Source organism: Nesterenkonia pannonica (genome assembly GCF_019575955.1).
Classification (GTDB): domain Bacteria; phylum Actinomycetota; class Actinomycetes; order Actinomycetales; family Micrococcaceae; genus Nesterenkonia; species Nesterenkonia pannonica.
In genome coordinates this window covers 21,431-41,090 of record NZ_CP080575.1, presented here as the reverse complement: position 1 = coordinate 41,090, position 19,660 = coordinate 21,431, and the positions used below count along the sequence as shown (strand labels likewise).

Here is a 19,660-nt window from a genome sequence, read left to right as displayed (position 1 = left end):
ACATCTCAGCCCACTGTGAAGGATGAGCGCACCCCATGAACGACGTTCGCGGCCGCATAGCCAATTTCAAAGACATTGACGAGAACAATCTCAAGATCTCACCCAAGAAGGATTCTGCCGCTGGGCTGAAGGCGGTGCAGGTGTCCTTCAAGCGAAGCCTCTTCCACGGCGGTGTGCGCCGCACCGTGGGCAACTTCTACCGCGTCAACCAGGACAAGGGTGTGGACTGCCCCGGCTGTGCGTGGCCCGAATCCATCACAGGCGACCGCAAGCAGGTCGAGTTCTGCGAGAACGGCGCGAAGGCTCTCGCCGAGGAGCACACCAAGAGGATCTGCCCGCCGGAATGGTGGGCGCAGCACTCCATCTCTGAGCTGGACAAGAAGACGGAGTACTGGCTGGGCCAGTCAGGGCGCATCACCCACCCGATGATCATTCGCGAGGGGAGACCCACTACAAGCCCATCTCCTGGGATGAGGCCTTCGAGACCATCGGTGAGCACATCCGGGCGACCACTCCGGAGCGGTCGGTGTTCTACACTTCGGGCCGCACACCGAACGAGACGGCGTTCATGTTCCAGCTGATGGCGCGCTCCTTGGGCACCAACAACCTCCCTGACTGCTCGAACATGTGCCACGAGTCCTCCGGCACAGCGATGAACCCCACCATCGGCATCGGCAAGGGCACTGTCTCGTTGGAGGACATCGAGAACTCCGAGCTGATCTTCGTCATCGGTCAGAACCCCGGGACCAACCACCCCCGCATGCTGGGCTCGCTGGCCAAGGCTCGTCACCGCGGCGGCAAGGTGGTCTCGGTGAACCCGCTGCCAGAGGCTGGCCTGATGAAGTTCAAGGACCCACAGGCGCCCATGGAGCACCCGCTTCAGTCCCACAAAGTTCTGACCGGCGACAAGATCTCCGACGAGTACCTGCAGATCAAGGTGGGCGGCGACCAGGCTCTGCTCCAGGCTCTGGGCCACCTTCTCCTGAAGAAGGAGGAGGAGAACCCCAGGTCGGTCCTGGACCGCGACTTCCTCGAGCAGTCCACCAAGGGCTGGGAGGACTACAAGGCCGCGCGCGCTGAGGCTCGACTGGGCTGAGGTCGAGGAGGCGACGGGCCTCGAGCGGGCGGAGATCGAGAAGATCGGCGATCTGCTCGCCAAGTCCAAGGCCACGATCTTCTGCTGGGCGCTGGGCATCACCCAGCAGCCCCACTCGGTGGACACCATCAAGGAGATCGTGAACCTGCTGCTGATGCAGGGCAACTTCGGCAAGCCGGGCGCCGGGGCGTGCCCCGTCCGAGGCCACTCCAACGTGCAGGGGGACCGGACCTTCGGCATCTGGGAGAAGCCCAAGGAGGACTTCCTGCAGGCGCTCGACGCAGAGTTCGGGATCGTCTCTCCGCGCGAAGAGGGGCATGACTCCACACACACGATGTACGCAATGGCAGAGGGCAATGTCGACGTCTTCGTCTCCCTCGGCGGCAACCTTGCCATGGCCAACTCGGACACCGCGATCATGGAGGACGGCCTGAAGAACACCGGTCTCACGGTGCACATCTCGACCAAGCCGAACCGCTCGCATGTGACCCACGGCAAGACGAGCATCATTCTCCCCACCCTTGGGCGCTCCGACCGGGATGACAAGCACCCCGGCGGAAGGCAGTTCCTCTCGGTGGAGAACTCGATGTCCGTGGTCTCCTCCACCCAGGGTAGCTCGAGCCCGTCTCGGACCACCTGCTGTCCGAGTAGGCGATCCTTGCGGGGATGGCCCAGGCCATCTTCAAGGATGACGCCGACCATGAGATCGACTGGCAGGCCATGGCAGACGACTACGACGTCATCCGTGACCACGCCTCGCGTGTGATCCCCGGTACGCAGGACTTCAATAAGCGAATCCGGCAGAAGTACGGCTTCGTGCTGCCGAACCCCCGCGGGATCACCGGCAGTTCGCCACAGAGGATGGGCGGGCGTCGTTCACCGTGCGGGAGATGGAGTACCTCAAGCCCCGGAGGGCCACCTGGTGCTGCAGACCATGCGGTCCCACGACCAGTACAACACCACCTTCTACGGCCTTGACGACCGTTACCGCGGGATCAAGGGCGGGCGCCGCGTCATCCTCATCCACCCGGATGATCTGAAGGCGGTAGGCTACCAGCACCGCGAAGTCGTCGACGTCATCTCCGTGTTCGACGGTGAGGAGCGCCGCGCCAACCAGTTCACCCTGGTGGAGTACCCGACGGCCCGCGGCTGCGTGGCGGCGTACTACCCGGAGGCGAACGCTCTGGTCCACCGCGACCTGAAGGCTCGAGAGTCCAACACTCCTGGGTTCAAGGCCATGATGGTCCGCTTCGTTCCGTCGACCGGCTCGGAGCGCACCACAATCAACCATCAGATCGAGGTTGGCGTAGCCGCTTAGGGGCCGATTGCGGCCAGTGGGAGCGTCAGAACGGGGTCCGGGCTATCTTCGGGCCCCGTTCTCGCGTAGACTCTCATGCAGTACGTCATTTGCAGAACCTGTTAGTGGCCGAAGCACCTCTCCTGCGAGCTTAGCCAGGCCTGCGGGAGAAATGCGCCGTGAACTCATCGGTGCAAGAGAAACAGCAGTAAGGAAACACCATGGCCACTGGCACAGTTAAATGGTTCAACGCCGAAAAGGGCTACGGCTTCATCGCCCCCAGGACGGCTCCGACGACGTGTTCGTGCACTTCAGCGCGATCAACAGCTCAGGCTTCCGCTCGCTCGAGGAGAACCAGCAGGTTGAGTTCGAGACTGCCCGCGGACCCAAGGGTCTGCAGGCTGAGAACGTCAGCCCGCTCTGATCCGCAGAGCAGCGATGATCAGGCGCTAGCAGCCTGACGCATACTGTGGCCCCTGATCTTCACGGATCAGGGGCCACAGCCATGTCCGGAGGATTTTTCCGGCGGTCCGCATCAGCTCTGGTTCGCCATGGCGCGAAGCTCTGAGAGGGCGTTGTCAGGGTTCAGCACGGCACGTCCTTCGTCGTCGCTGGCTGCCGCGAGGCTGACCACTTCGCCCACGACGAGCACGGCAGGGGGTCGGATCTTCGCTGCGGCAGCGGTCGCGATCATGTTCGCTGAACCGTCGATGAGCACACGCTGCTCGTCGCTGAAGCCGCGCTCCACCACGGCGACCGGCGTTGTGGGGCTCATCCCCATGCGGTGGAGTCCGGTGAGCGTGTTCCCGAGCGTTCCCACGCCCATCAGAATGACGGCAGTGCCGCCGAGGGAGACCAGCCCGGAGAGCTCGTCCTCGCTGAGCGGATCGTGCCCCGAGATCACGGTGAAGGTGCGTGTGACGTTGCGAGCGGTCACGGGTATCCCGGCGGCTGCTTAAGCACAGAGATCGCCGAGGTCACCCCGGAACGACGGTGACGGGAACGCTTACCTCCCTGCAGGCCGCGACCTCCTCGCACCCTCTGCCGAAGACGAACGGATCTCCGCCCTTGAGGCGGACCACATGCTGGCCCGTGCTGGCCGAGGAGAGCATCATGCTGTGAATATTCTCCTGCGTCACCCGGTGATGCCCCGGACGCTTCCCCACGTCGAACAGCCGTGCCTGCGGAGCCCATTCGCGCAGCGCGTCGGTAGGGGCAAGCCGGTCATAGAAGACCACATCGGCCGACTGCAGGGCTCGCACAGCCCGGACCGTCATCAGGTCGGCCGCGCCCGGCCCTGCGCCCACCAGGGTCACACGCCCCCGTGCGACGAAGATTGTTCAATCATTCTTCAAGAGTAGGGGTGATGTGTAATGGCAGTGTTACAGCCCCTTCACGTGGGGTCACACGTCGATGAGAGGTAGGATGGTCGCGCCCCGCCTCAGTAGCTCAGGGGATAGAGCACCGCTCTCCTAAAGCGGGTGTCACAGGTTCGAATCCTGTCTGGGGCACAAGCGAAGCCTTCGTCGGTGCGCATGCGCTGTCTGCCGCACCGGTCTTGGTGAGCCGGTCGGTGTGTCTAGGTCGCCTGACGAGGGCTGGGCTCGGCAGGCTGCTTCTTTCCGGCCGTCCGTGCGGCCTCCGCAGCCTGTTTCTTCGAGTCCTGCCGCGCGGGGTGCTATGGGGCCTTGGCCTGTCTCGGGAGCCTGAGCAGCGCTTCGAGAGGCCCCCTCTGCATCACGCGCAGCCAGATCACGGCAAAGAGCATGAGCGCGCCGCACAGCAGCGCAGTCGCGGCGGCCCCAGCCGCAAGTCCCTCAGGGCCTGGTCTCACGAGCAGGGCCAGCACCACCAGGTGCGCTGCGTAGGCGGTCAGCGCGAGACGCCCCAGTGAGGTGAGGGGAGACAGCCAGGGCCGATTCCACGTCGGAACTCTGAGACAGAGGCCGAGAACGAAGACGGCGGAGCCTGTGCCGCCGATCACCCATAGAGGCATTTCGGAGTGGGCGACATCGCTGACCAGCCTCTGCCAGTCATTGTGGCTGGACGGTTCGCCGAGGGCCCGAATGAGCAGCGCAGATGCAGCGCGGGCGGACACGGCTGTCAGTCCGCCCCAGACAATCAGGCGCAGGCTGACGCGGGGGTCCCGCAGGTTCAGTCGGCCGAGCCACATGCCCAGCAGAAAGGGTGCGGCCCATACCGCCACGGGGTAGGGTCCGGTCACCAGGATGTCGGCCACTATCTCAAGGGCGGGCTGGTCTGCGGTGATCGGTTCGCGCTTGAAGCCGGTCGGATGGTCATCGTGAATGACGATCCATGCCAACGGGCCGAGGGCCACGCTGGTGTAACCAGCGCAAGAAGCACCCTGCTGCTTACTCTTACCAGCGGCAGTCCCAGAAGAAAGAGAGCGGCATAGCTGGTCAGGATGACCCGGACACCGTGGTCCAGCTCTTGGAGCAGCAGGCCGAGGAGCAGCAGGAGGCCGCTGCGATACAGGAACGTTCCCCAGGGGATCCTGAGGTGACCGGACCTCGCCCGGCGGGTGATGAGTGTGAAGCCGATGCCGCCCAGGACGATGAAGAGGAGAGATGCCCGTCCGTGGGGAGACGGTAGAGCGAGTCCCAGAACGATGTGCCGTCGAGGGGCCCCACGTTGACTGCGATCATGCCGACTATGGCCAGCCCTCGGGCGGCGTCCAGAGCCTGAATGCGGGACCCGGACTCGCCGTCGGTCGCAGCTGAAGGGGCTCTCCTCACAGCTCGAACATCCAGTCTCCCCGGGTCTGAGGCACAAAAGGGCGCCAGGCTCATGCGTCGCAACTGAGTCTAGCGTCCTCCGCAAGCTCGCGGCGGGAGCTCGATGCGCATTGTGTTCGCACCCTGTCGAGGCAGTCTGGGCGCAACCGGGCGTGCGGCTGCCCTGCTTCGACGACGGGAGCTCAAGACAGGGTGAGGAACAGCTTCTCCAACTCCTCGACGGTCAGCCCGTCCTCGTCCTCAGCTGCCTTATCAGGCTCAGCGATGCAGTACTGCATCGCGCCCGAGACCACCAGAAAGCCTACCGGTCCAGGGCGGTGGATACCGCAGCGAGCTGGGTGACCACATCGCGGCAGGAGCCGCCGCCCTCCACCGCGCTGATCACCGAGTCGAGCTGACCTCGGGCGCGCTTAAGCCTGTTGACGATCTTGCGCTGGGTCTCTGCGTCTGCGCTGCGCACCGATGATCCTCCGGAGATTGTGGAACGGCCGTGGGGAGCACAATGATCCCACGAGCCCTGCGTGGCAGCATCCTGCCACGCGTGTCCTCTTCGAAGCCGTCCCGGCGGCGTTCCCGATGCGCGGCCGTGAGCGCCGATCGGTTCAGGGAGTCGAGGGCGGCGTCTCGGCGATGCTCGCGAGGGCGGAGTCGAGGGTGGGCACCCTCTCGGCTCTGTTCCACGGCATGCGGCTGAGCGCGTATGCCATGCCGCAGGTGTTCGATGCGGCGGCGAAGATGAGGCCGGAGCCCACCCCGAACGAAAGCCATGTGAGCTTCGGATGGATGAGGCGACCTCCCAGCACGCCAAGCCGCCACCAGGCTGCCCGCGGCCATCCGCACTTGGCGCTCCATGGACCAGGTGCTGCGACCGCGGAGGAGCTTCCCCGGCGTCCTCATACGCATTGATGCCTCCGACGAGCACCTGCGCGTCGCCCCTCCCGCTGCCGAGACCGCAGTCAGCGCCTGCTGGCTGCGCACGCCGGATTGGCAGAGCAGCACACTTCCGGCGGGAAGGTTCGCTGCCACCGCGTCAGGCCTCTGCTGCAGGAGGTCCAGAGGAAGGCTGTGCGAGCCGGGAATGCGCACACTCTCGAACTCTGCGGCCGATCGGACGTCGATCAGCACGGTCTGCTCCGCAGCGTCCTGCACCTGGAGCAGGTCTTGGGGGTGGATGCCGCTCATGGTGATGCTCCTCCTCCGCTCGAGAACGGGGTCATGTGCCTCATCGTGGGTTCCCGGGTGTTCTTCAGGCCATGATTCTTCCTGTGCAGAGCCCAGGATACTGGCCGCGGCGCATCCACGTGGCGATCAGAAAACCTCATGTTTTGTTCCAGCTGACGCCCCTAGCGTGTCGGAAAGATGTAATCCAGAACACTTCACGCAGGTTCCTAGCGCTGGTCAGCGCATGACGGAGGGAAATCTATGGGCAACAAAGCGAAAGTTGCAGGACTTCTGCTCGGCGGCTACATGCTGGGCCGAGGCAAGAAGCTCAAACTTGCTCTGACCGTCGCAGCGACGGTCGGCGGCTCCAAGCTGTACAGCCAGCGCGAAGAGATCAGCAAAGCGTTGGGCTCCCTCGAGAGGGCTCACCCGAACTTGGCCGTCTGGCCAGTTCGGTGCAGGGAGTCGCATCAGCCGGTCTGAGCCAGGTCGGCTCCCGACTTGAGCAGCAGACCGAGAGCATCAATTCCTCGCTGAAGCAGAAGAGCCCTGACTCCGGCGAGGAAGAATCCGCGGCTGAGGAGCCTGCGGAGGCTGAACCAGAGGGTTCCGAGGAGCGCGGAGAGCGAATCGAGCGAGCCGGAGCAGCAGGAGGCCGAGGAGCCCCAGGCTGACGACTCCTCATCCGAGGAGGAGGAGAAGCCCGCGGCGAAGAGGTCCTCCTCGCAGCGCAGCCGCTCCACGGCGAAGTCCGGCACGGGGTCCGCCTCCTCGAGCAGGAAGTCTTCCAGCAGCTCACAGAGCAGGGCGCGCTCGGGCAGCTCCGGAAGCCGTTCGAACTCGCGTGCCAAGAGCGGCACCGGCAGCACGACGCGCAAGTCGTCCAACGCCGGGAAATCGACCGCATCCAAGAGCCAGGGGCTAAGAAATGAGCGATCAGGACATGCTCGGAGGGCTGAAGTCCCAGCTGGGTGACTACGCACAGGCCCTCGGACGCAAAGCCATCAATTCCGTGAGCGACCGCGTCGACGACTTCGCCGAGCGGATCGAAAGCGGCGGAGGTGCCGCAGGAGAAGGCGTCAAGGCAGGCGCGGAGAAGATGGCCGAAGGGAAGTCGCCGGTCTCCGCCGCAGCATCAGGCGTGGCGTCGGGAGCCCAGGCGAAGGTGAAGGACGCGCTGCCCGGGGGTCCGGGTCCTCGAGCTCCTCCTCCGGAAAGAAGTTCATCAACATCGTGGAGTGGACCGACATCGGAGTCCCTCTCCACGTCGCGTACAACGCGTTCACCCAGTTCGAGGACTGGCCCACCTTCATGAGGAAGGTTGAGAACGTCGAGCGTGTGGACGACACCAAGCTCAGCTTCAAGGGACAGGTCTTCCTCTCCCACAGAACCTGGGAGGCGACCATCACCGAACAGGTGGCTGACTCGCACATCGTGTGGTCATCCACGGGGAGAAGGGCAGCATCAGCGGCAGCGTGTCCTTCCACGAAGTGACGCCCACGCTCACCCGCATGCTCACCATCGGCGAGTACCACCCGCAAGGGTTCGTGGAGCGCACCGGAAATCTCTGGCGAGCAGTCGGCCGCCGGTTCAGGCTCGAGCTGAAGTTCTTCGTCCATCACGTGATGACCGAAGTCATCCAGGACCCCGACTCTGTCGAGGGATGGCGCGGGAGATCCGCGACGGAGAGCTCGTGCAGTCCCACGAGGAAGCAGTGGAGCAGGAGCAGGAGGCAGCGTCTGAGGCGGCCGAGGACGAGAGCGCCGAATCCGAGCAGGACACCGCCCCGGAGGATGAAGGCGGCGAGGAGGACGTCCCCGCCGAGGAGTCTGAGGAGCAGTACGCCGAGGAGGAGCCTGAGGACGTCGACGAGGAGCCCGCCCCGAGGATGAGGCCGAGCCTGAGGACGTCGAGGAGGAACCGGCACCTGAGGATGAGGCCGAGCCCGAGGAAGAGCTTACTCCTGAGGACGTCGAGGAGGAGCCCGTCGCTGAGGAGGATGACGCTCCTGCCGAGGACGAAGAGGACGTAGAGCCCGCCGAGGAAGAGGCTCCAGCGGAGGAAGAAGACTGAGAAGCGGCCGAAACCCAATGTGCTCAGGGACCCCTGAGCCGAACTGTGAAAGTAGGTAATCGAAATGAGTGTAGGAACATCGCGCTCCCAAGGGAGCTACGTTGACCGCCCCTCCTCCAGCTCGCTGGCGGACGTCGTCGAGATCATCCTCGACAAAGGTCTGGTCATCGACGCATATGTCCGGGTCTCTCTGGTGGGCATCGAGGTGCTCACCATCGACGCGCGCATCGTGATCGCCAGCGTCGACACTTACCTGCGCTTCGCAGAGGCCACCAACCGGCTGGACCTCAGCAACCAGGGCGGACGTGACCTGCCCGACCTCATGAGCGGCATGGCTCAGGGCGGCGCCAAGAACAAGACGCAGGGTGCCGTCGAAGGTCTCAAGGAAGCCGTCACAGGCGACGACGACGAAGAGGAAGAGGGCACCCGCTCCCGAGCAGGCAGCCGATCTGAATGAGTGACGCCTCCGGGGATTCCCCCAGGACACGTATCTCTACGCCGTAGTCCCCGCAGATGCCGAGCTGCCGCCCTCATCCGAGGGTGTGCAGGGAGGTGCCGTGCGCCTCGTGGCTCATGGGCGAGTGGCTGCGGTGATCAGCGAGACGGATCCTGATGAGGTGCTGGGGACCCCGGCGGACCTGCTGGCCCACACGCAGCTTCTGGACGCGCTCGCAGCCGCCGGGCCTGTCCTTCCGCTGGCCTTCGGCACCATCATTCCCGGAGCCGATGCCGTGGAGGCCGAGGTCCTGGAGCCCAACGAGGATGCGTATGCCGCTGGGCTCGAGTCGGTCGCCGGGCGGACGCAGTTCACCGTCACGGTGACCTTCAGCCGGGACGACGAGCTCCGAGCCATCGTCGAGGAGGTTCCCGCTGCGGCGGAGCTCCAGGCCGCCATAGCGGGCACGACGGAGGATGAGACGCGTCCTCAGCGGATCCAGCTCGGCGAGCTGATGGTGCGGGCGCTCGAGGAGCGTCAGCCTGAGGCGGCCGAGCCGGTGATCGACCGGCTGGAGGAGGTCACGAGCGATCTGATGATCCATGACCGTCGCCAGCCCGATGATGTGGTCGAAGCGGCGGTCCTCGTAGAGTACGGTCAGCTCGAGGACTTCGAGCAGGCTGTGGAGGATCTCGCCCGGGAGCATCACCCCGGCTCAGGTTCCGCCTGGTGGGGCCGCAGGCTCCTATGACTTCGTACCGGAGGTGTAGCCGTGGGGCTGTTCACATCGCTGCTGGGCCTGCCGCTGGCACCCTGCGCGGCACTGTGTGGCTTGCGGAGCAGATCGCCCAGGAGGCTGAGCAGCAGCACTACGATCCGCACACCATCCGGCGTCAGCTCCTCGAGGTGGAGAACGCCCGGAATGCTGGAGAGCTGAGCGAGGACGAGGCCGCAGCGCTGGAGCGAGAGCTCATTGCGCGACTTATGGAGGCCAGTCAGCGCCGAAACCCTACAAGGAGGACCCATGAGTGAAGACGAAGCAGAGAAGAGCACGAGCAGCCAGCGGACCCCGCCAAGCGGAGCAGCTCCTCGCAGAGCTCCAAGCAGAGCGGGGGCGACGCCTCGAAGCGCACTGCGTCCTCAAGCACCAAGAGCAGCTCAAGCAGCGGCACCGCCGCCAAAGGCACTGCCCGCACCCGCAGCCAGTCGGAGCGGACTGAGAGTCAGAGGTCGCCCGAGCGGCAGAAGTCCTCGGAGGGTCAGAAGTCCGCCGAGGCTCAGAAGGCATCAGGCAGCGAGCGGTCGTCCAAGGTGACGGCGGTGGCTGCCAGTCGCAAAGCCCGGGAGCAGTTCGAGAGCCTCGTGGGCCGAACCCCGGAGTCCATCATCGGAGTCCAGAAGACCAGCGAGGGGTGGACAGTGAGCATGGAAGTGGTGGAGTCCAGGCGCGTGCCTGACACCGCCGACCTCCTGGCAGAGTATGAGGTGAGTCTGAGCCCCGACGCGGAGCTCCTCGGCTACAGCAGGACCAGCCGCTACGTCCGCGGCCGCCCCAGCTGAGGATTCGACCCAGTGCCCGCTCCGGCGGCACTCACCTACCCCTGAGGAGAGCACTATGGCGACGAGACAGCCCGGCAAGGCGATGGAACCGCAGCGGGACCGCGAAGGAACGCTGATGCAGGTCGTGGAGACCCTCCTGGACAAGGGCCTGGTCCTCAACGCAGACATCATGGTTTCAGTCGCCGGGGTGGAGCTTCTCGGAATCCGCATCCGTGCGGCCCTCGCCTCCTTCGAAACCGCAGCGAAGTTCGGTCTGGACTTCCCCGCGGGAACGGACCGTGAGACGGCCGCATGGCAGGAAGCCATGGAGGAGAAGGACACCTGCCCCGAGTGCGGGAAGCGTGCGTCGCTGAAGCAGCTGATGGACACCTTCTGCCCATGGTGCGGGTGGCAGAGCGCCTACGCGCGCAGCCTGGAGCAGAGCGGCGCCGAAGAGCTCGAGAGCGACGAGGGCGAGCCGCTTCCCGAGACGACGGGTGAGGACGCCGAAGAGGAGTCGCTCTCAGCCCGCAGCGCCGAGTAGGCAGCGCTGTGAAGCAGCCACATTCGACGGCTGACGCGGACCGGTCGGCCATGGAGCCCACCCGCGATCCCAATGCCACCCTGCCCGACCTCCTCGAGGTCCTCCTGAACAAGGGGTCCACCTCAATCTGGACCTCATCATCTCCGTGGCCGACATCCCGCTGATCGGCGTCAATCTGCGGGCGACCATCGCCGGCATTGAGACGATGCTCGAGTACGGCATGATGCGGCAGTGGGACGACCAGACGCGCGCGTGGGTGCAGAAGTCGTTGGCGAAGCACCTGGCCATGGGCCCGGACGAAGAGGTCATCGCAGCCATGGCCGCCAGCCACTACCAGGCTTCCATCGGACCTGGCGCCCCGGCAGGGCGTATGTGACGACCGAGCGGCTCCTCATCCATCGCCGCGATCCCGCGGAGACGCTTTGGGAGGCGCCCCTCACAGCGATCGAGAGCATCGAGCCGTTCGAGGACGCGTCGATTGGGGCGAAGCCCGGACGCGGCTGCTCGTACGGACTGAGGGAGGCAGCGAGGCCACCCTCTCAGCCGCCGATCCGCAACGGCTCGCCAGCCTCGTTCAGGAGAGCATCGGTGCGCCCCGGAGCTCGAAGAGCCTGCTGCCGGATCAGGCAGCCACTCCCCGGATGAGCGGGCACGTCTGGTACCTGGAGACACTGGCGAACAGCACCACCTGGCGCGGGGACGCGCGACGCTGGGCGCGGATTCGGCGTCCGGAAGGACGGAGCTCACCTGGAGATCGCCGATGGATTCCCGGGCCTCCGTGCGGCTGGATCCGGCGGATGTGCTGTCCGTCGCGCTCGAGCGCCGGTCCAACCCGACCGATGAGAGTGAGATCCTGGTGGTGGAGACATCCCACTCCGTGCTCCGCCTGGCATCGTCCCACCCGGAGCGCTGGAGGGAGCACCTCACCGAGTGGAGCACCGAGGCGAAGGAGGTAGGCGATGGCGCTGCAGGTTGACGAAGAAAGCCTGAAGCACGGCGTGCTCACGCTCGTCGTCACCCTGGTCGAAGTCATTCAGGAGGCGCTGGAGACCCAGGCGGTGCGACGCATGGAAGGCGGTGACCTCACGGAGGAGGAGCAGAACCGCCTCGGCGAAGCACTGCTGGAGCTCGATGAGGCGATGGACCAGATCAAAGCCGATCACGGCATCACCGGCTCCGTCTCGGACCTGCACCGCGGTCTGGACGAAGTCGTCGATGAGGTCGTGGGAAAGCTCATCAACCCGCAGCAGTGGGCCGACGAGACCGAGAGAGGATCCGGCTGACTATGAGGACCCTGTACATCTACGCCCTGGTCCCGGTAAACAGCCCGCTTCCCGAAGAGAGGGGAATCAACGGTGCTGACCTCCACATCGTGAGCGCACCCTCGGGAGTCGCGGCGGTGGTGCACACCCACGACGCGGCCCCGTACGAAGGTCCGGATGACGACGTGAAGCGGTGGGTGCTCCAGCACAGCGACGTCGTGGAGGCGTGCTGGAGCAGCGCGGCCAGTGTGCTGCCGGTCTCCTTCAACGTCATCGTCCGACCGGACGAGGACGGCGGCGCCACGGCCGACGACCAGCTTCAGGCCTGGCTGAACAGCGCTGGGGACGAGCTGCGCACTCGGCTCGATGAGCTGGAGGGCTCCTCGGAGCTCCGCGTCGAGATCAGCCTCGACCCGGACGAGTTCGCTCAGGACGACCCGTCGGTCGCTCAGCTCCGTGAGGAGATGGAGTCCAGGCCCGCAGGCGTGCGTCGGCTGCTGGAGAAGCGCCTGGAGAAGCTGCAGAAGCAGCTGACGGACCAGGCCGCCGACCGTCTCTACCCCGACTATCGGCAGCGAATCGCCCAGCACAGCTCGGAGCTTCAGGAGTACACCAGCGCTCAGCACGCGAAGGGGCTCGTGCGCGTGCTCTCGGCAGCCTGTCTGCTTCGCGCGGACCGCATCGAGGACCTGGGCGCCGAGCTCTCCGCCATCCAGGACGAGGCCCCGGGGACCCGCATTCGATTCCTCGGCCCGTGGCCTCCTACTCCTTCTCGGCCCTCGAGGTGCCCATGGGCGGCGAGCGCGCTGAGAGCCGCGGCTGAGCGCCCCGCCCGAGGCGTTGTGCCGTGCCTCCCGCGCGTGGGAGCATTGTCGAGGACCGGAGCTTCGAAGGGTATTCAACATCTCTCACGGGACTTTTCTGGCACTCTGACGACGCCGTCAAAGTGCAGTCCCGAGCCTCACGCCGCCTCGATCCGATTGTTCATCCCCTGCAACCCTCACAGATGCCTTGGAGGGCCTATGCCGCCTCACCGCCCACCAGTCCCCATCGACCCGACCGTCTCGAAGCCTGACACCACCTCGCAGCTGATGCCGGTGGTCAGGCCTGCTGCCGACGAGGAGGCCGAGAAACCGAAGAAGGATCCGCGCCGCAAGCCTCGGGAGCAGCGGCGCGGCCGCGCACCGAAGAAGCAGGCCTTCGACCCGTCCGCCTTCGAGCAGAGGGCCGACACGCGCCACATCTTCCGGCGCGTCATCGAGCCTGTGCAGACGGCCACCGCTGTCCTGCCGCTGGTCGACCGGCTCACCGGCACGCCCTACGCCAACCCCATCCTCGCCGAGCAGACCCACGAGGCCGACGAGCTGGAGACCATCAATTTCGTCCTCGACCTCGGCGAGACCCTCTTCCGCTACGGGGCGGGAGCCTTCGACGTAGAGACCAGCATCATCGCGGTCACTGCCGCCTACGGCATGGACCACACCGACGTGGACATCACCAACCAGTCGATCATCTTCAACTGGGCGCCCGAGGAGGTTCCCCTACTCGCGGGTCCGCGTGGTCCGATCCTGGTCCGGCAACTTCCGTGCGCTCTGCGAGCTGCACCAGATGGTCACAGACATCATCACCGGCCGCGTCACGCGTGCGCAGGCGAAGAAGCGCCTGCGGGACATCCGACGCCAGCCCAAGCCCTACGCCCGCTGGGTCGTGACGGTTTCGGGCGCACTGTTCGCGGGCCTGTTCGCCAGCTACACCGGCGCTCCACCTTTGGATGCGTTCCTCGGCTTCGCCGCCACACTCCTGGTGCTGGGCATCACGCGCCAGCTGCATGCGTGGAGGGTCCCGGAGATCTTCACCCTCGCAGTAAGCGGATTCGCAGCCACTTCGGTCGCGCTCTCCGCCCTCTGGCTCGGGGCCGACATCACCCCCTCCATGGTGGTCGCCGGAGGCCTCATGATCCTTCTTCCCAGTGTGCGCATCGTCAACGCCATGCAGGACGTCATCCACTCCTTCCCCATCACCGCCGCTTACCGCCTGGTCTCCACGCTGGTGTCCTTCGCCGGAATGACGGCGGGGATCATGACGGCGGTCATCGTCGCCGACGTCCTGGGCGCCCCTGAGGTGGAGATCGTCCAGGGCATCACGCACCTCTACCACCCGTCCGCGCTCGCGGTCCTCGTCCTGGCCACCGGTGTGACGGCAGCCATCGTCGAACAGGCCCCTGGCGTCTGCTGCTGCCCACCGGCGCAGTGGCCTGTCTGGGATTCTCGGCGTACTACGCGGCCGACACTCTCGGGCTGGGGATCTGGTTCTCACCCATCGTGGGGCTGTGGTCATCGGGGCGCTCGCCCGCATCATCGCGCTGCGCATGCAGGCGCCCATCCTCGTCATCGCAGTGCCTGCCATGATGTTCATGCTTCCAGGCCTCATCATCTTCCGCGGGATGTACCAGATCGCCCTCGGCTCCTCATCCGAGATGATGAATGCTGGGCTTCACCAGCTCTTCACCGCGCTGATCATCATTCTGGCGATCGCCGGCGGGATCGCGCTGGGAGACGTGCTCATGCGGCCGGTGACGTCGCGGATGCGGCAGACCAGATACGTCGTCGACCGCCGGGACCAGATGGAGGAGCTCGCCTCCGCGGCTGCGGGCAGCAGCTGAGCCTGCCCCCGCACCGTAAGCCTGCTTTCGGGCCGACCGGGTGTGGGGTCTGCCACGGTGCGGAATGCTGAGGGGACGGGCGGGTTGGCCCTGACCGTACCCCTGCTTCTCGATCAAGGACTCCGATGACCTCCGCTCTCTACACGCCCGTGACGCTCGGCAGCATGAACCTTGCCAATCGCTTGGTGATGGCGCCGCTGACCCGCATCCGCTCCGATGAGGACGGCACCCCAACGATGCGGTGGTGGAGTACTACCGGCAGCGGTCCAGCATGGGGCTGATCACCACCGAGGGCACGTGGCCGGTGGGCGAGGGCCGGACCTGGATCGGCCAGCCGGGCATCGAGACGCAGCAGCACATCGAGGGTGGCGCCGGGTCACTGAGGCCGTGCACGCCGAGGGCGGACGCATCATCATGCAGATCATGCACGGAGGCAGGATCGGCCATCCCTCCATCTCCGCCACGGGCCGGGTCACCGCACCATCATCGATCGCCGCTCCCGGCGAGATCCGCACCCCTGAGGGCAAGCAGCCCCACCCGGTGCCGCACGCCCTGACCACCGACGAGGTGCAGCAGACCGTGCAGCAGTTCGCCCGCGCCGCAGAGAACGCCGTGGCGGCAGGCATGGACGGTGTGCAGATCCACGGCGCCAACGGCTACCTCATCCACGAGTTCATCGCCGCCACCACCAACCATCGCACTGACCAGTACGGCGGCTCACCGCAGAACCGCGCCAGGTTCGCGATCGATATCGCCGCCGCGACCGCCCAGGCCATCGGCGGCGACAAGACCGGCATACGCCTGTCGCCTCAGCACAACATTCAGGGCGCTCTCGAGGAGGACGACGCCGACGCCCTGGCCACGTACCGGGCGCTGGCCGAAGGGCTTGCACCCCTCGGCATGGCACACATCGATGTGCTCAGTGCTGACCCTGCGTCGGAGATGGTTCAGGTCATCCGCAGCATGTCGGGTGCCCCGCTGGTGGCCAATACCGGCTTCGGCGTTCCTACGGATCGGCTGACCGCCGAGCAGCTCGTGGACCATGACCTGGCTGAGGCTGTGAGCGTGGGACGGGCGGTCATCGCCAACCCGGATCTGGCGCGCCGGTGGCGGGAGGAGCTTGAGGAGAACGAACCGCAGCCGGAGACGTTCTACGTCGGCGGGGAGCGCGGCTACACCGACTACCCCTTCTACGTCGGCTGAGCGCTCAGCCCCAAGACGCTCACTCGGCGGCGACGCCTGGTTGGAGTGACCAGACGCTGTCCTCCGGTGCGCCCTCCACCTCCACGAGGAAGCTCCCGTCGTCGGGTGCAATGCCTTCGGCGCTGACCCCGCGGCTGATCAGCTGATGGCAATCAGCGCGATCCCCGCGGCGACCACTGCGGCCCCTGCCAGCCGGCGGAGAGGATCCCTCTCCTTGAACAGCCACCAGGCCAGCAGAGAACCGATGATGATGGAGGACTCCCGCACGGGGGCGACCAGGGCGACCGACGTCGTCGTCATGGCGTAGAGCACCAGGATGTACGCCAGCGGGGACAGGACCGCAATGGTGACGACGGCTCGGCGGTCGCTGCGCCAGGTGGGGGCGATGAGCTCCCGCTTCCGCACCACCCACGGGAGCATCACAGCAGACTGGAGCACGCCGCTGAGCCCGAAGTACAGGATCGGGTCGATGCTCAGGCCGTTCACCGCAAAGCTGTCCCACAGTGTGTACGCCGCGATGGCCGCGCCCGTGGCCGAACCGTACATGAGCCCCACTCCCAGCCCGGAGGACCGCCGAAGCAGCCTCCGCCCCGTCACGAGCAGGATGCCGCCGATCACCACCAGCCCGCCGAGGAGCGCCAGGCTCTCGGGCCGCTCGCCCAGGACGGCGACGGCCACCACGATCGTCAGCACCGGGCCGACGCCGCGGGCCACCGGATACACCACGCCCAGCTCGGCCTTCCGGTAGCCGGTCTGCAGCAGCTGGGCGTAGACGATGTGCAGCACCGCGGTGACCAAGGCCGCCAGGGAAGCTCCCAGCCATGGTCAGCTCCAGTGACGACGGCGCGGACGATGCCGATCGGCAGGGTGATGAGGCAGCCCATCGAGTAGTACATCCAGATGAGGACGGTGGTGTCCCCGCGGGCAGTCTTGGCCGCCAGGTTCCACACTGCGTGGAAGACCGCGGCGGACAGCACCATCGCCAGGGCGACGCCGCTCAAGCGGCCGCACTTATGGCCACCGATGAGCACAGCATGCTCATCACCCTACGTGCCGCCGCGGGTGCAGAGGTGCGCCTCAGGGCCCGCCGCGGAGGCCGTGTCAGGCAGCACCCTTACACTGGTGCCGCCATGGATTTTCTCTTCACTCCGCCTTCGCAGCGCGTAGGCGAGAGGCCTCGCTCAGCCCGGAACGACGAGCGGGACGGCGTCCACGACCACAGCGGCCCGGCCGTTCTTCAGGAGCCTCCAGCGCCCTCGGAGACAGCCGTCGAGGGGCTCAACCCGCAGCAGAGGGAGGCCGTCCTCCACGGCGGCTCTCCGCTGCTGATCGTCGCCGGTGCTTAAGCTCGGGCAAGACGGCGGTGCTCACCCGGCGGATCGCCCACCTGATCCGCACCGGAGCGGCCCGGCCGCACGAGATCCTGGCGATCACCTTCACCAACAAGGCCGCCCGGGAGATGAAGGAGCGCATCGAACGGCTCATCGGGTAGGCCGCCCAGCGCATGTGGATCTCCACGTTCCACTCCTCCTGCGTGCGGATCCTCCGGGCGGAGGCGTCCACCATCGGCCGCAAGTCCACATTCACCATCTACGACGCCTCAGACTCCCTGCGCCTGGTCACCCAGATCGCAAAGGAGCACCAGCTGGACCCCAAGCGGTTCGCACCCCGGGCCCTGCGCAACAGGATCAGCGCGCTGAAGAATGAGCTGGTCGATGCGGAGAGCTTCCGCGCCACGGCTCCCAGCGAGCCGTTCTCCGAGGCGGTCGCCACGGTATTCGGCGAATACTCCGCGCGGCTGCGAGCTGCCAACGCCTACGACTTCGACGACCTCCTCACCGAGACCGTCTACATGCTGGAGGCGTTCCCGCGGTGCGCGACAGCTACCGCCGCAGATTCCGACACGTCCTCGTCGACGAGTACCAGGACACCAACCACGCCCAGTATCGCCTCATCAGGCAGCTCACAGCACCGGACGACGAGGTGGAGACCAGTCCTGCCGAGCTGACGGTGGTCGGCGACTCCGACCAGTCGATCTACGCCTTCCGCGGCGCAGACATCCGCAACATCACCGAGTTTGAGCGGGACTACCCGCAGGCGCGGGTCATCAAGCTGGAGCAGAACTACCGCTCCACCCAGAACATCCTCGACGCCGCCAACGCGGTCATCTCCCAGAACACCGCCCGTCAGGAGAAGAGCCTCTGGACGGAGTCCGGCGCTGGGCCGGACGTGACCCTCCACGTGGCACACTCGGAGTCGGACGAGGCAGCGTGGATCGCTCGGACCATCGACCGTCTCGGAGACGATGAGGGCGTGAAGCCCTCGGATGTGGCGGTGTTCTACCGGACCAACGCCCAGTCCAGGTCCCTGGAGGAGCGCCTGATCCACCGCGGCATCCCCTACCGCGTCATCGGCGGCACACGGTTCTACGACCGCAAAGAGATCAAGGATGCTCTGGCTTACCTGCACGTGGTGAACAACCCCGATGACGACGTGAATCTTCGGCGGGTGCTCAACGAGCCGAAGCGGGGCATCGGTGAGAAGGCGGAGAGTGCGGTGGCCCAGCTGGCAGGCCGGGACCGGATCACGTTCCTCGAAGCGCTGCGCCGGGCGGACGAGACCGCAGCCTCCACCCGCGCGGTGAAGCAGATCGCCTCCTTCGTGCGCATGATCGACGATGTCACCAGCCTCGCAGCGGACGAGAACCCCTCCGTGGTGCTGGAGGCGGTGCTGGAGCAGTCCGGCATGATGGCGGCGCTGCGAGAGTCGAAGGACCTTCAGGACGAGTCCCGCGCGGACAACCTCGGCGAGCTGGTCGCGGTGATGAAGGAGTACGAGAGTAGGCACGGAGGGCGCCTCCCTGGAGGGCTTCCTGGAGCAGGTCAGCCTCATCGCTGACGCAGACGCGATACCCAACGCCCCCGATGACGAGTCGGCCCGGCTGGCGGCCGAGCAGGGCAGGTCACTCTGATGACGCTGCACACCGCCAAGGGGCTGGAGTTCCCTGTCGTCTTCCTCACCGGCATGGAGCACGGTGTCTTCCCCCACCAGCGCGCCATGGGCGACACAGACCAGCTCTCCGAGGAGCGTCGTCTGGCCTACGTGGGCCTCACACGAGCTGAGCACCGTCTCTTCCTGACGCGCGCTGAGTCGAGAAGCCTCTGGGGCCAGGTCTCCTACAACCCGCCCAGCCAGTTCCTCGCGGAGATCCCGGAGCACCTCCTCCACCTGAGCCCGGACTCCGTCACCAGCCGCACCCCGGGCTCCCGCGGCTCGGCACTGTCGGGCTTCGGCTCAGGCTCAAGTCTCGGCAGGACAGGCTGGGGCGGCGACGAGGCCCTGACCAGGGGTCGTATGGGGAGCGCCCGCTTCGGCGCCGCCGAAGAACGTGAACCCCGACCGGGAGATTCCCTCGCTCAGCCCCGGGGACCAGGTGAAGCACGGCAAGTTCGGCATCGGCGAGGTCCTGTCCGTGGAGGGCTCAGGGGACAAGACAGTGGCGAAGGTCGCGTTCAGCGGTGCCGAGAAGCGTCTTCTCCTGCGATATGCTCCCTGGAGAAACTCGGCTGAGCCGACGCCGTCCTGCGGTGCGGCCCAGCGAGCATCTCATCACTCGCTTTGTCGTCAACGC

Annotated in this window: 22 protein-coding genes, 1 tRNA gene and 6 pseudogenes; 20 read left to right on the top strand and 9 right to left on the bottom strand. The window is 66.2% G+C overall.

Annotation, left to right across the window (positions count from 1 at the left end; all coding sequences use genetic code 11):
* Positions 1 to 35: 35 nt before the first annotated feature.
* Positions 36 to 2,414, top strand: a pseudogene (locus tag K0H76_RS00305) (FdhF/YdeP family oxidoreductase).
* Between the two features lie 251 nt (positions 2,415 to 2,665).
* Positions 2,666 to 2,817 (top strand): annotated as a pseudogene (locus K0H76_RS00300) (cold-shock protein).
* Between the two features lie 111 nt (positions 2,818 to 2,928).
* Here K0H76_RS00300 and K0H76_RS00295 read toward each other — a convergent pair.
* On the bottom strand, positions 2,929 to 3,330 hold the full coding sequence (locus K0H76_RS00295) for a hypothetical protein (protein WP_258934021.1): 402 nt from the start codon (positions 3,328 to 3,330) through the stop codon (positions 2,929 to 2,931).
* Between the two features lie 40 nt (positions 3,331 to 3,370).
* Complete coding sequence (locus K0H76_RS00290; RefSeq protein ID WP_258934020.1) at positions 3,371 to 3,700, bottom strand: SAM-dependent methyltransferase; 330 nt, start codon at positions 3,698 to 3,700, stop codon at positions 3,371 to 3,373.
* Between the two features lie 131 nt (positions 3,701 to 3,831).
* On the opposite strand from K0H76_RS00290, the gene K0H76_RS00285 reads away from it, so the two are divergent.
* Positions 3,832 to 3,904, top strand: a tRNA-Arg gene (locus K0H76_RS00285).
* A gap of 167 nt (positions 3,905 to 4,071) precedes the next feature.
* On the opposite strand, the gene K0H76_RS00280 is transcribed toward K0H76_RS00285, so the two are convergent.
* From K0H76_RS00280 to K0H76_RS00265, 4 genes and pseudogenes are all read right to left on the bottom strand, one after another.
* Positions 4,072 to 4,731, bottom strand: a complete 660-nt coding sequence (locus tag K0H76_RS00280; protein ID WP_258934033.1) for a DUF418 domain-containing protein — start codon at positions 4,729 to 4,731, stop codon at positions 4,072 to 4,074.
* Positions 4,732 to 4,813: 82 nt separating this feature from the next.
* Entirely contained in the window at positions 4,814 to 5,203 is a 390-nt protein-coding gene (locus K0H76_RS00275) for a hypothetical protein (protein WP_258934019.1), read from the bottom strand.
* 128 nt (positions 5,204 to 5,331) lie between these two features.
* Positions 5,332 to 5,609 (bottom strand): annotated as a pseudogene (locus K0H76_RS00270) (metal-sensitive transcriptional regulator).
* Between the two features lie 142 nt (positions 5,610 to 5,751).
* On the bottom strand, positions 5,752 to 5,952 hold the full coding sequence (locus K0H76_RS00265) for a hypothetical protein (protein ID WP_258934018.1): 201 nt from the start codon (positions 5,950 to 5,952) through the stop codon (positions 5,752 to 5,754).
* A gap of 619 nt (positions 5,953 to 6,571) precedes the next feature.
* On the opposite strand from K0H76_RS00265, the gene K0H76_RS00260 reads away from it, so the two are divergent.
* Positions 6,572 to 6,793 carry a hypothetical protein gene (locus K0H76_RS00260; protein WP_258934017.1) on the top strand — a complete coding sequence of 74 codons (222 nt, stop codon included), beginning with the start codon at positions 6,572 to 6,574 and terminating at the stop codon, positions 6,791 to 6,793.
* Here the strand turns inward: K0H76_RS00260 and K0H76_RS00255 are convergent.
* Positions 6,781 to 7,188: a hypothetical protein gene (locus tag K0H76_RS00255; RefSeq protein WP_258934032.1), complete on the bottom strand. Its 408-nt coding sequence runs from the start codon at positions 7,186 to 7,188 to the stop codon at positions 6,781 to 6,783. The genes K0H76_RS00260 and K0H76_RS00255 overlap by 13 nt on opposite strands.
* A gap of 50 nt (positions 7,189 to 7,238) precedes the next feature.
* Here K0H76_RS00255 and K0H76_RS00250 point away from each other — a divergent pair, with 50 nt between their 5' ends.
* From K0H76_RS00250 to K0H76_RS00180, 15 genes and pseudogenes are all read left to right on the top strand, one after another.
* Positions 7,239 to 7,625, top strand: a complete 387-nt coding sequence (locus K0H76_RS00250; RefSeq protein ID WP_258935510.1) for a hypothetical protein — start codon at positions 7,239 to 7,241, stop codon at positions 7,623 to 7,625.
* The gene (locus tag K0H76_RS00245; RefSeq protein ID WP_258934015.1) at positions 7,544 to 7,804 is read left to right on the top strand and encodes a hypothetical protein; all 261 of its coding nucleotides are present in this window, start codon (positions 7,544 to 7,546) and stop codon (positions 7,802 to 7,804) included. The genes K0H76_RS00250 and K0H76_RS00245 overlap by 82 nt, the downstream gene beginning before the upstream one ends.
* 169 nt (positions 7,805 to 7,973) lie before the next feature.
* Positions 7,974 to 8,342 (top strand): hypothetical protein, encoded by a 369-nt coding sequence (locus K0H76_RS00240; RefSeq protein ID WP_258934031.1) that lies wholly within the window; start codon positions 7,974 to 7,976, stop codon positions 8,340 to 8,342.
* A 105-nt stretch (positions 8,343 to 8,447) separates the two neighbouring features.
* Positions 8,448 to 8,840: a gas vesicle structural protein GvpA gene (gvpA, locus tag K0H76_RS00235; protein WP_258934013.1), complete on the top strand. Its 393-nt coding sequence runs from the start codon at positions 8,448 to 8,450 to the stop codon at positions 8,838 to 8,840.
* Positions 8,841 to 8,925: 85 nt separating this feature from the next.
* Complete coding sequence (locus K0H76_RS00230; RefSeq protein ID WP_258934012.1) at positions 8,926 to 9,570, top strand: GvpL/GvpF family gas vesicle protein; 645 nt, start codon at positions 8,926 to 8,928, stop codon at positions 9,568 to 9,570.
* A gap of 74 nt (positions 9,571 to 9,644) precedes the next feature.
* Positions 9,645 to 9,851, top strand: a complete 207-nt coding sequence (locus tag K0H76_RS00225) for a gas vesicle protein GvpG (RefSeq protein ID WP_258934011.1) — start codon at positions 9,645 to 9,647, stop codon at positions 9,849 to 9,851.
* Between the two features lie 288 nt (positions 9,852 to 10,139).
* The gene (locus K0H76_RS00220) at positions 10,140 to 10,379 is read left to right on the top strand and encodes a gas vesicle protein (protein WP_258934010.1); all 240 of its coding nucleotides are present in this window, start codon (positions 10,140 to 10,142) and stop codon (positions 10,377 to 10,379) included.
* Positions 10,380 to 10,461: 82 nt separating this feature from the next.
* A pseudogene (locus K0H76_RS00215) lies at positions 10,462 to 10,671 on the top strand (gas vesicle protein); the annotation flags it as partial.
* 239 nt (positions 10,672 to 10,910) lie between these two features.
* Entirely contained in the window at positions 10,911 to 11,066 is a 156-nt protein-coding gene (locus K0H76_RS00210) for a hypothetical protein (RefSeq protein WP_258934009.1), read from the top strand.
* Entirely contained in the window at positions 11,048 to 11,278 is a 231-nt protein-coding gene (locus tag K0H76_RS00205) for a hypothetical protein (RefSeq protein ID WP_258934008.1), read from the top strand. Before K0H76_RS00210 ends, K0H76_RS00205 begins: the two co-directional genes overlap by 19 nt.
* Before the next feature lie 384 nt (positions 11,279 to 11,662).
* Positions 11,663 to 11,878, top strand: a complete 216-nt coding sequence (locus K0H76_RS00200) for a hypothetical protein (protein WP_258934007.1) — start codon at positions 11,663 to 11,665, stop codon at positions 11,876 to 11,878.
* Positions 11,862 to 12,185 (top strand): gas vesicle protein K, encoded by a 324-nt coding sequence (locus K0H76_RS00195; protein WP_258934006.1) that lies wholly within the window; start codon positions 11,862 to 11,864, stop codon positions 12,183 to 12,185. Before K0H76_RS00200 ends, K0H76_RS00195 begins: the two co-directional genes overlap by 17 nt.
* A gap of 2 nt (positions 12,186 to 12,187) precedes the next feature.
* Positions 12,188 to 14,284: a GvpL/GvpF family gas vesicle protein gene (locus K0H76_RS00190; RefSeq protein ID WP_258934030.1), complete on the top strand. Its 2,097-nt coding sequence runs from the start codon at positions 12,188 to 12,190 to the stop codon at positions 14,282 to 14,284.
* A gap of 209 nt (positions 14,285 to 14,493) precedes the next feature.
* Complete coding sequence (locus K0H76_RS00185) at positions 14,494 to 14,826, top strand: threonine/serine exporter family protein (protein ID WP_258934029.1); 333 nt, start codon at positions 14,494 to 14,496, stop codon at positions 14,824 to 14,826.
* Between the two features lie 125 nt (positions 14,827 to 14,951).
* Positions 14,952 to 16,029 (top strand): annotated as a pseudogene (locus K0H76_RS00180) (alkene reductase).
* A gap of 138 nt (positions 16,030 to 16,167) precedes the next feature.
* On the opposite strand, the gene K0H76_RS00175 reads toward K0H76_RS00180, so the two are convergent.
* Both K0H76_RS00175 and K0H76_RS00170 read right to left on the bottom strand, forming a co-directional pair.
* A complete protein-coding gene (locus K0H76_RS00175) occupies positions 16,168 to 16,815 on the bottom strand; it encodes a DMT family transporter (protein WP_258934004.1) in 648 nt (215 codons plus the stop codon).
* The gene (locus K0H76_RS00170; protein ID WP_258934003.1) at positions 16,716 to 17,060 is read right to left on the bottom strand and encodes a hypothetical protein; all 345 of its coding nucleotides are present in this window, start codon (positions 17,058 to 17,060) and stop codon (positions 16,716 to 16,718) included. The genes K0H76_RS00175 and K0H76_RS00170 overlap by 100 nt, the downstream gene beginning before the upstream one ends.
* Positions 17,061 to 17,297: 237 nt before the next feature.
* Between K0H76_RS00170 and K0H76_RS00165 the strand changes: the two are divergent.
* A pseudogene (locus K0H76_RS00165) lies at positions 17,298 to 19,582 on the top strand (exodeoxyribonuclease V subunit gamma); the annotation flags it as partial.
* Positions 19,583 to 19,660 lie beyond the last annotated feature (78 nt).

Excerpts from the sequence above, each read along its gene's own strand:
- K0H76_RS00275 (WP_258934019.1), bottom strand. The coding sequence starts at position 5,203 with ATGAGCCTGGCGCCCTTTTGTGCCTCAGACCCGGGGAGACTGGATGTT.
- K0H76_RS00260 (WP_258934017.1), top strand. The coding sequence starts at position 6,572 with ATGGGCAACAAAGCGAAAGTTGCAGGACTTCTGCTCGGCGGCTACATG.
- K0H76_RS00250 (WP_258935510.1), top strand. The coding sequence starts at position 7,239 with ATGAGCGATCAGGACATGCTCGGAGGGCTGAAGTCCCAGCTGGGTGAC.
- K0H76_RS00240 (WP_258934031.1), top strand. The coding sequence starts at position 7,974 with ATGGCGCGGGAGATCCGCGACGGAGAGCTCGTGCAGTCCCACGAGGAA.
- gvpA (WP_258934013.1), top strand. The coding sequence starts at position 8,448 with ATGAGTGTAGGAACATCGCGCTCCCAAGGGAGCTACGTTGACCGCCCC.
- K0H76_RS00200 (WP_258934007.1), top strand. The coding sequence starts at position 11,663 with ATGGATTCCCGGGCCTCCGTGCGGCTGGATCCGGCGGATGTGCTGTCC.
- K0H76_RS00195 (WP_258934006.1), top strand. The coding sequence starts at position 11,862 with ATGGCGCTGCAGGTTGACGAAGAAAGCCTGAAGCACGGCGTGCTCACG.
- K0H76_RS00190 (WP_258934030.1), top strand. The coding sequence starts at position 12,188 with ATGAGGACCCTGTACATCTACGCCCTGGTCCCGGTAAACAGCCCGCTT.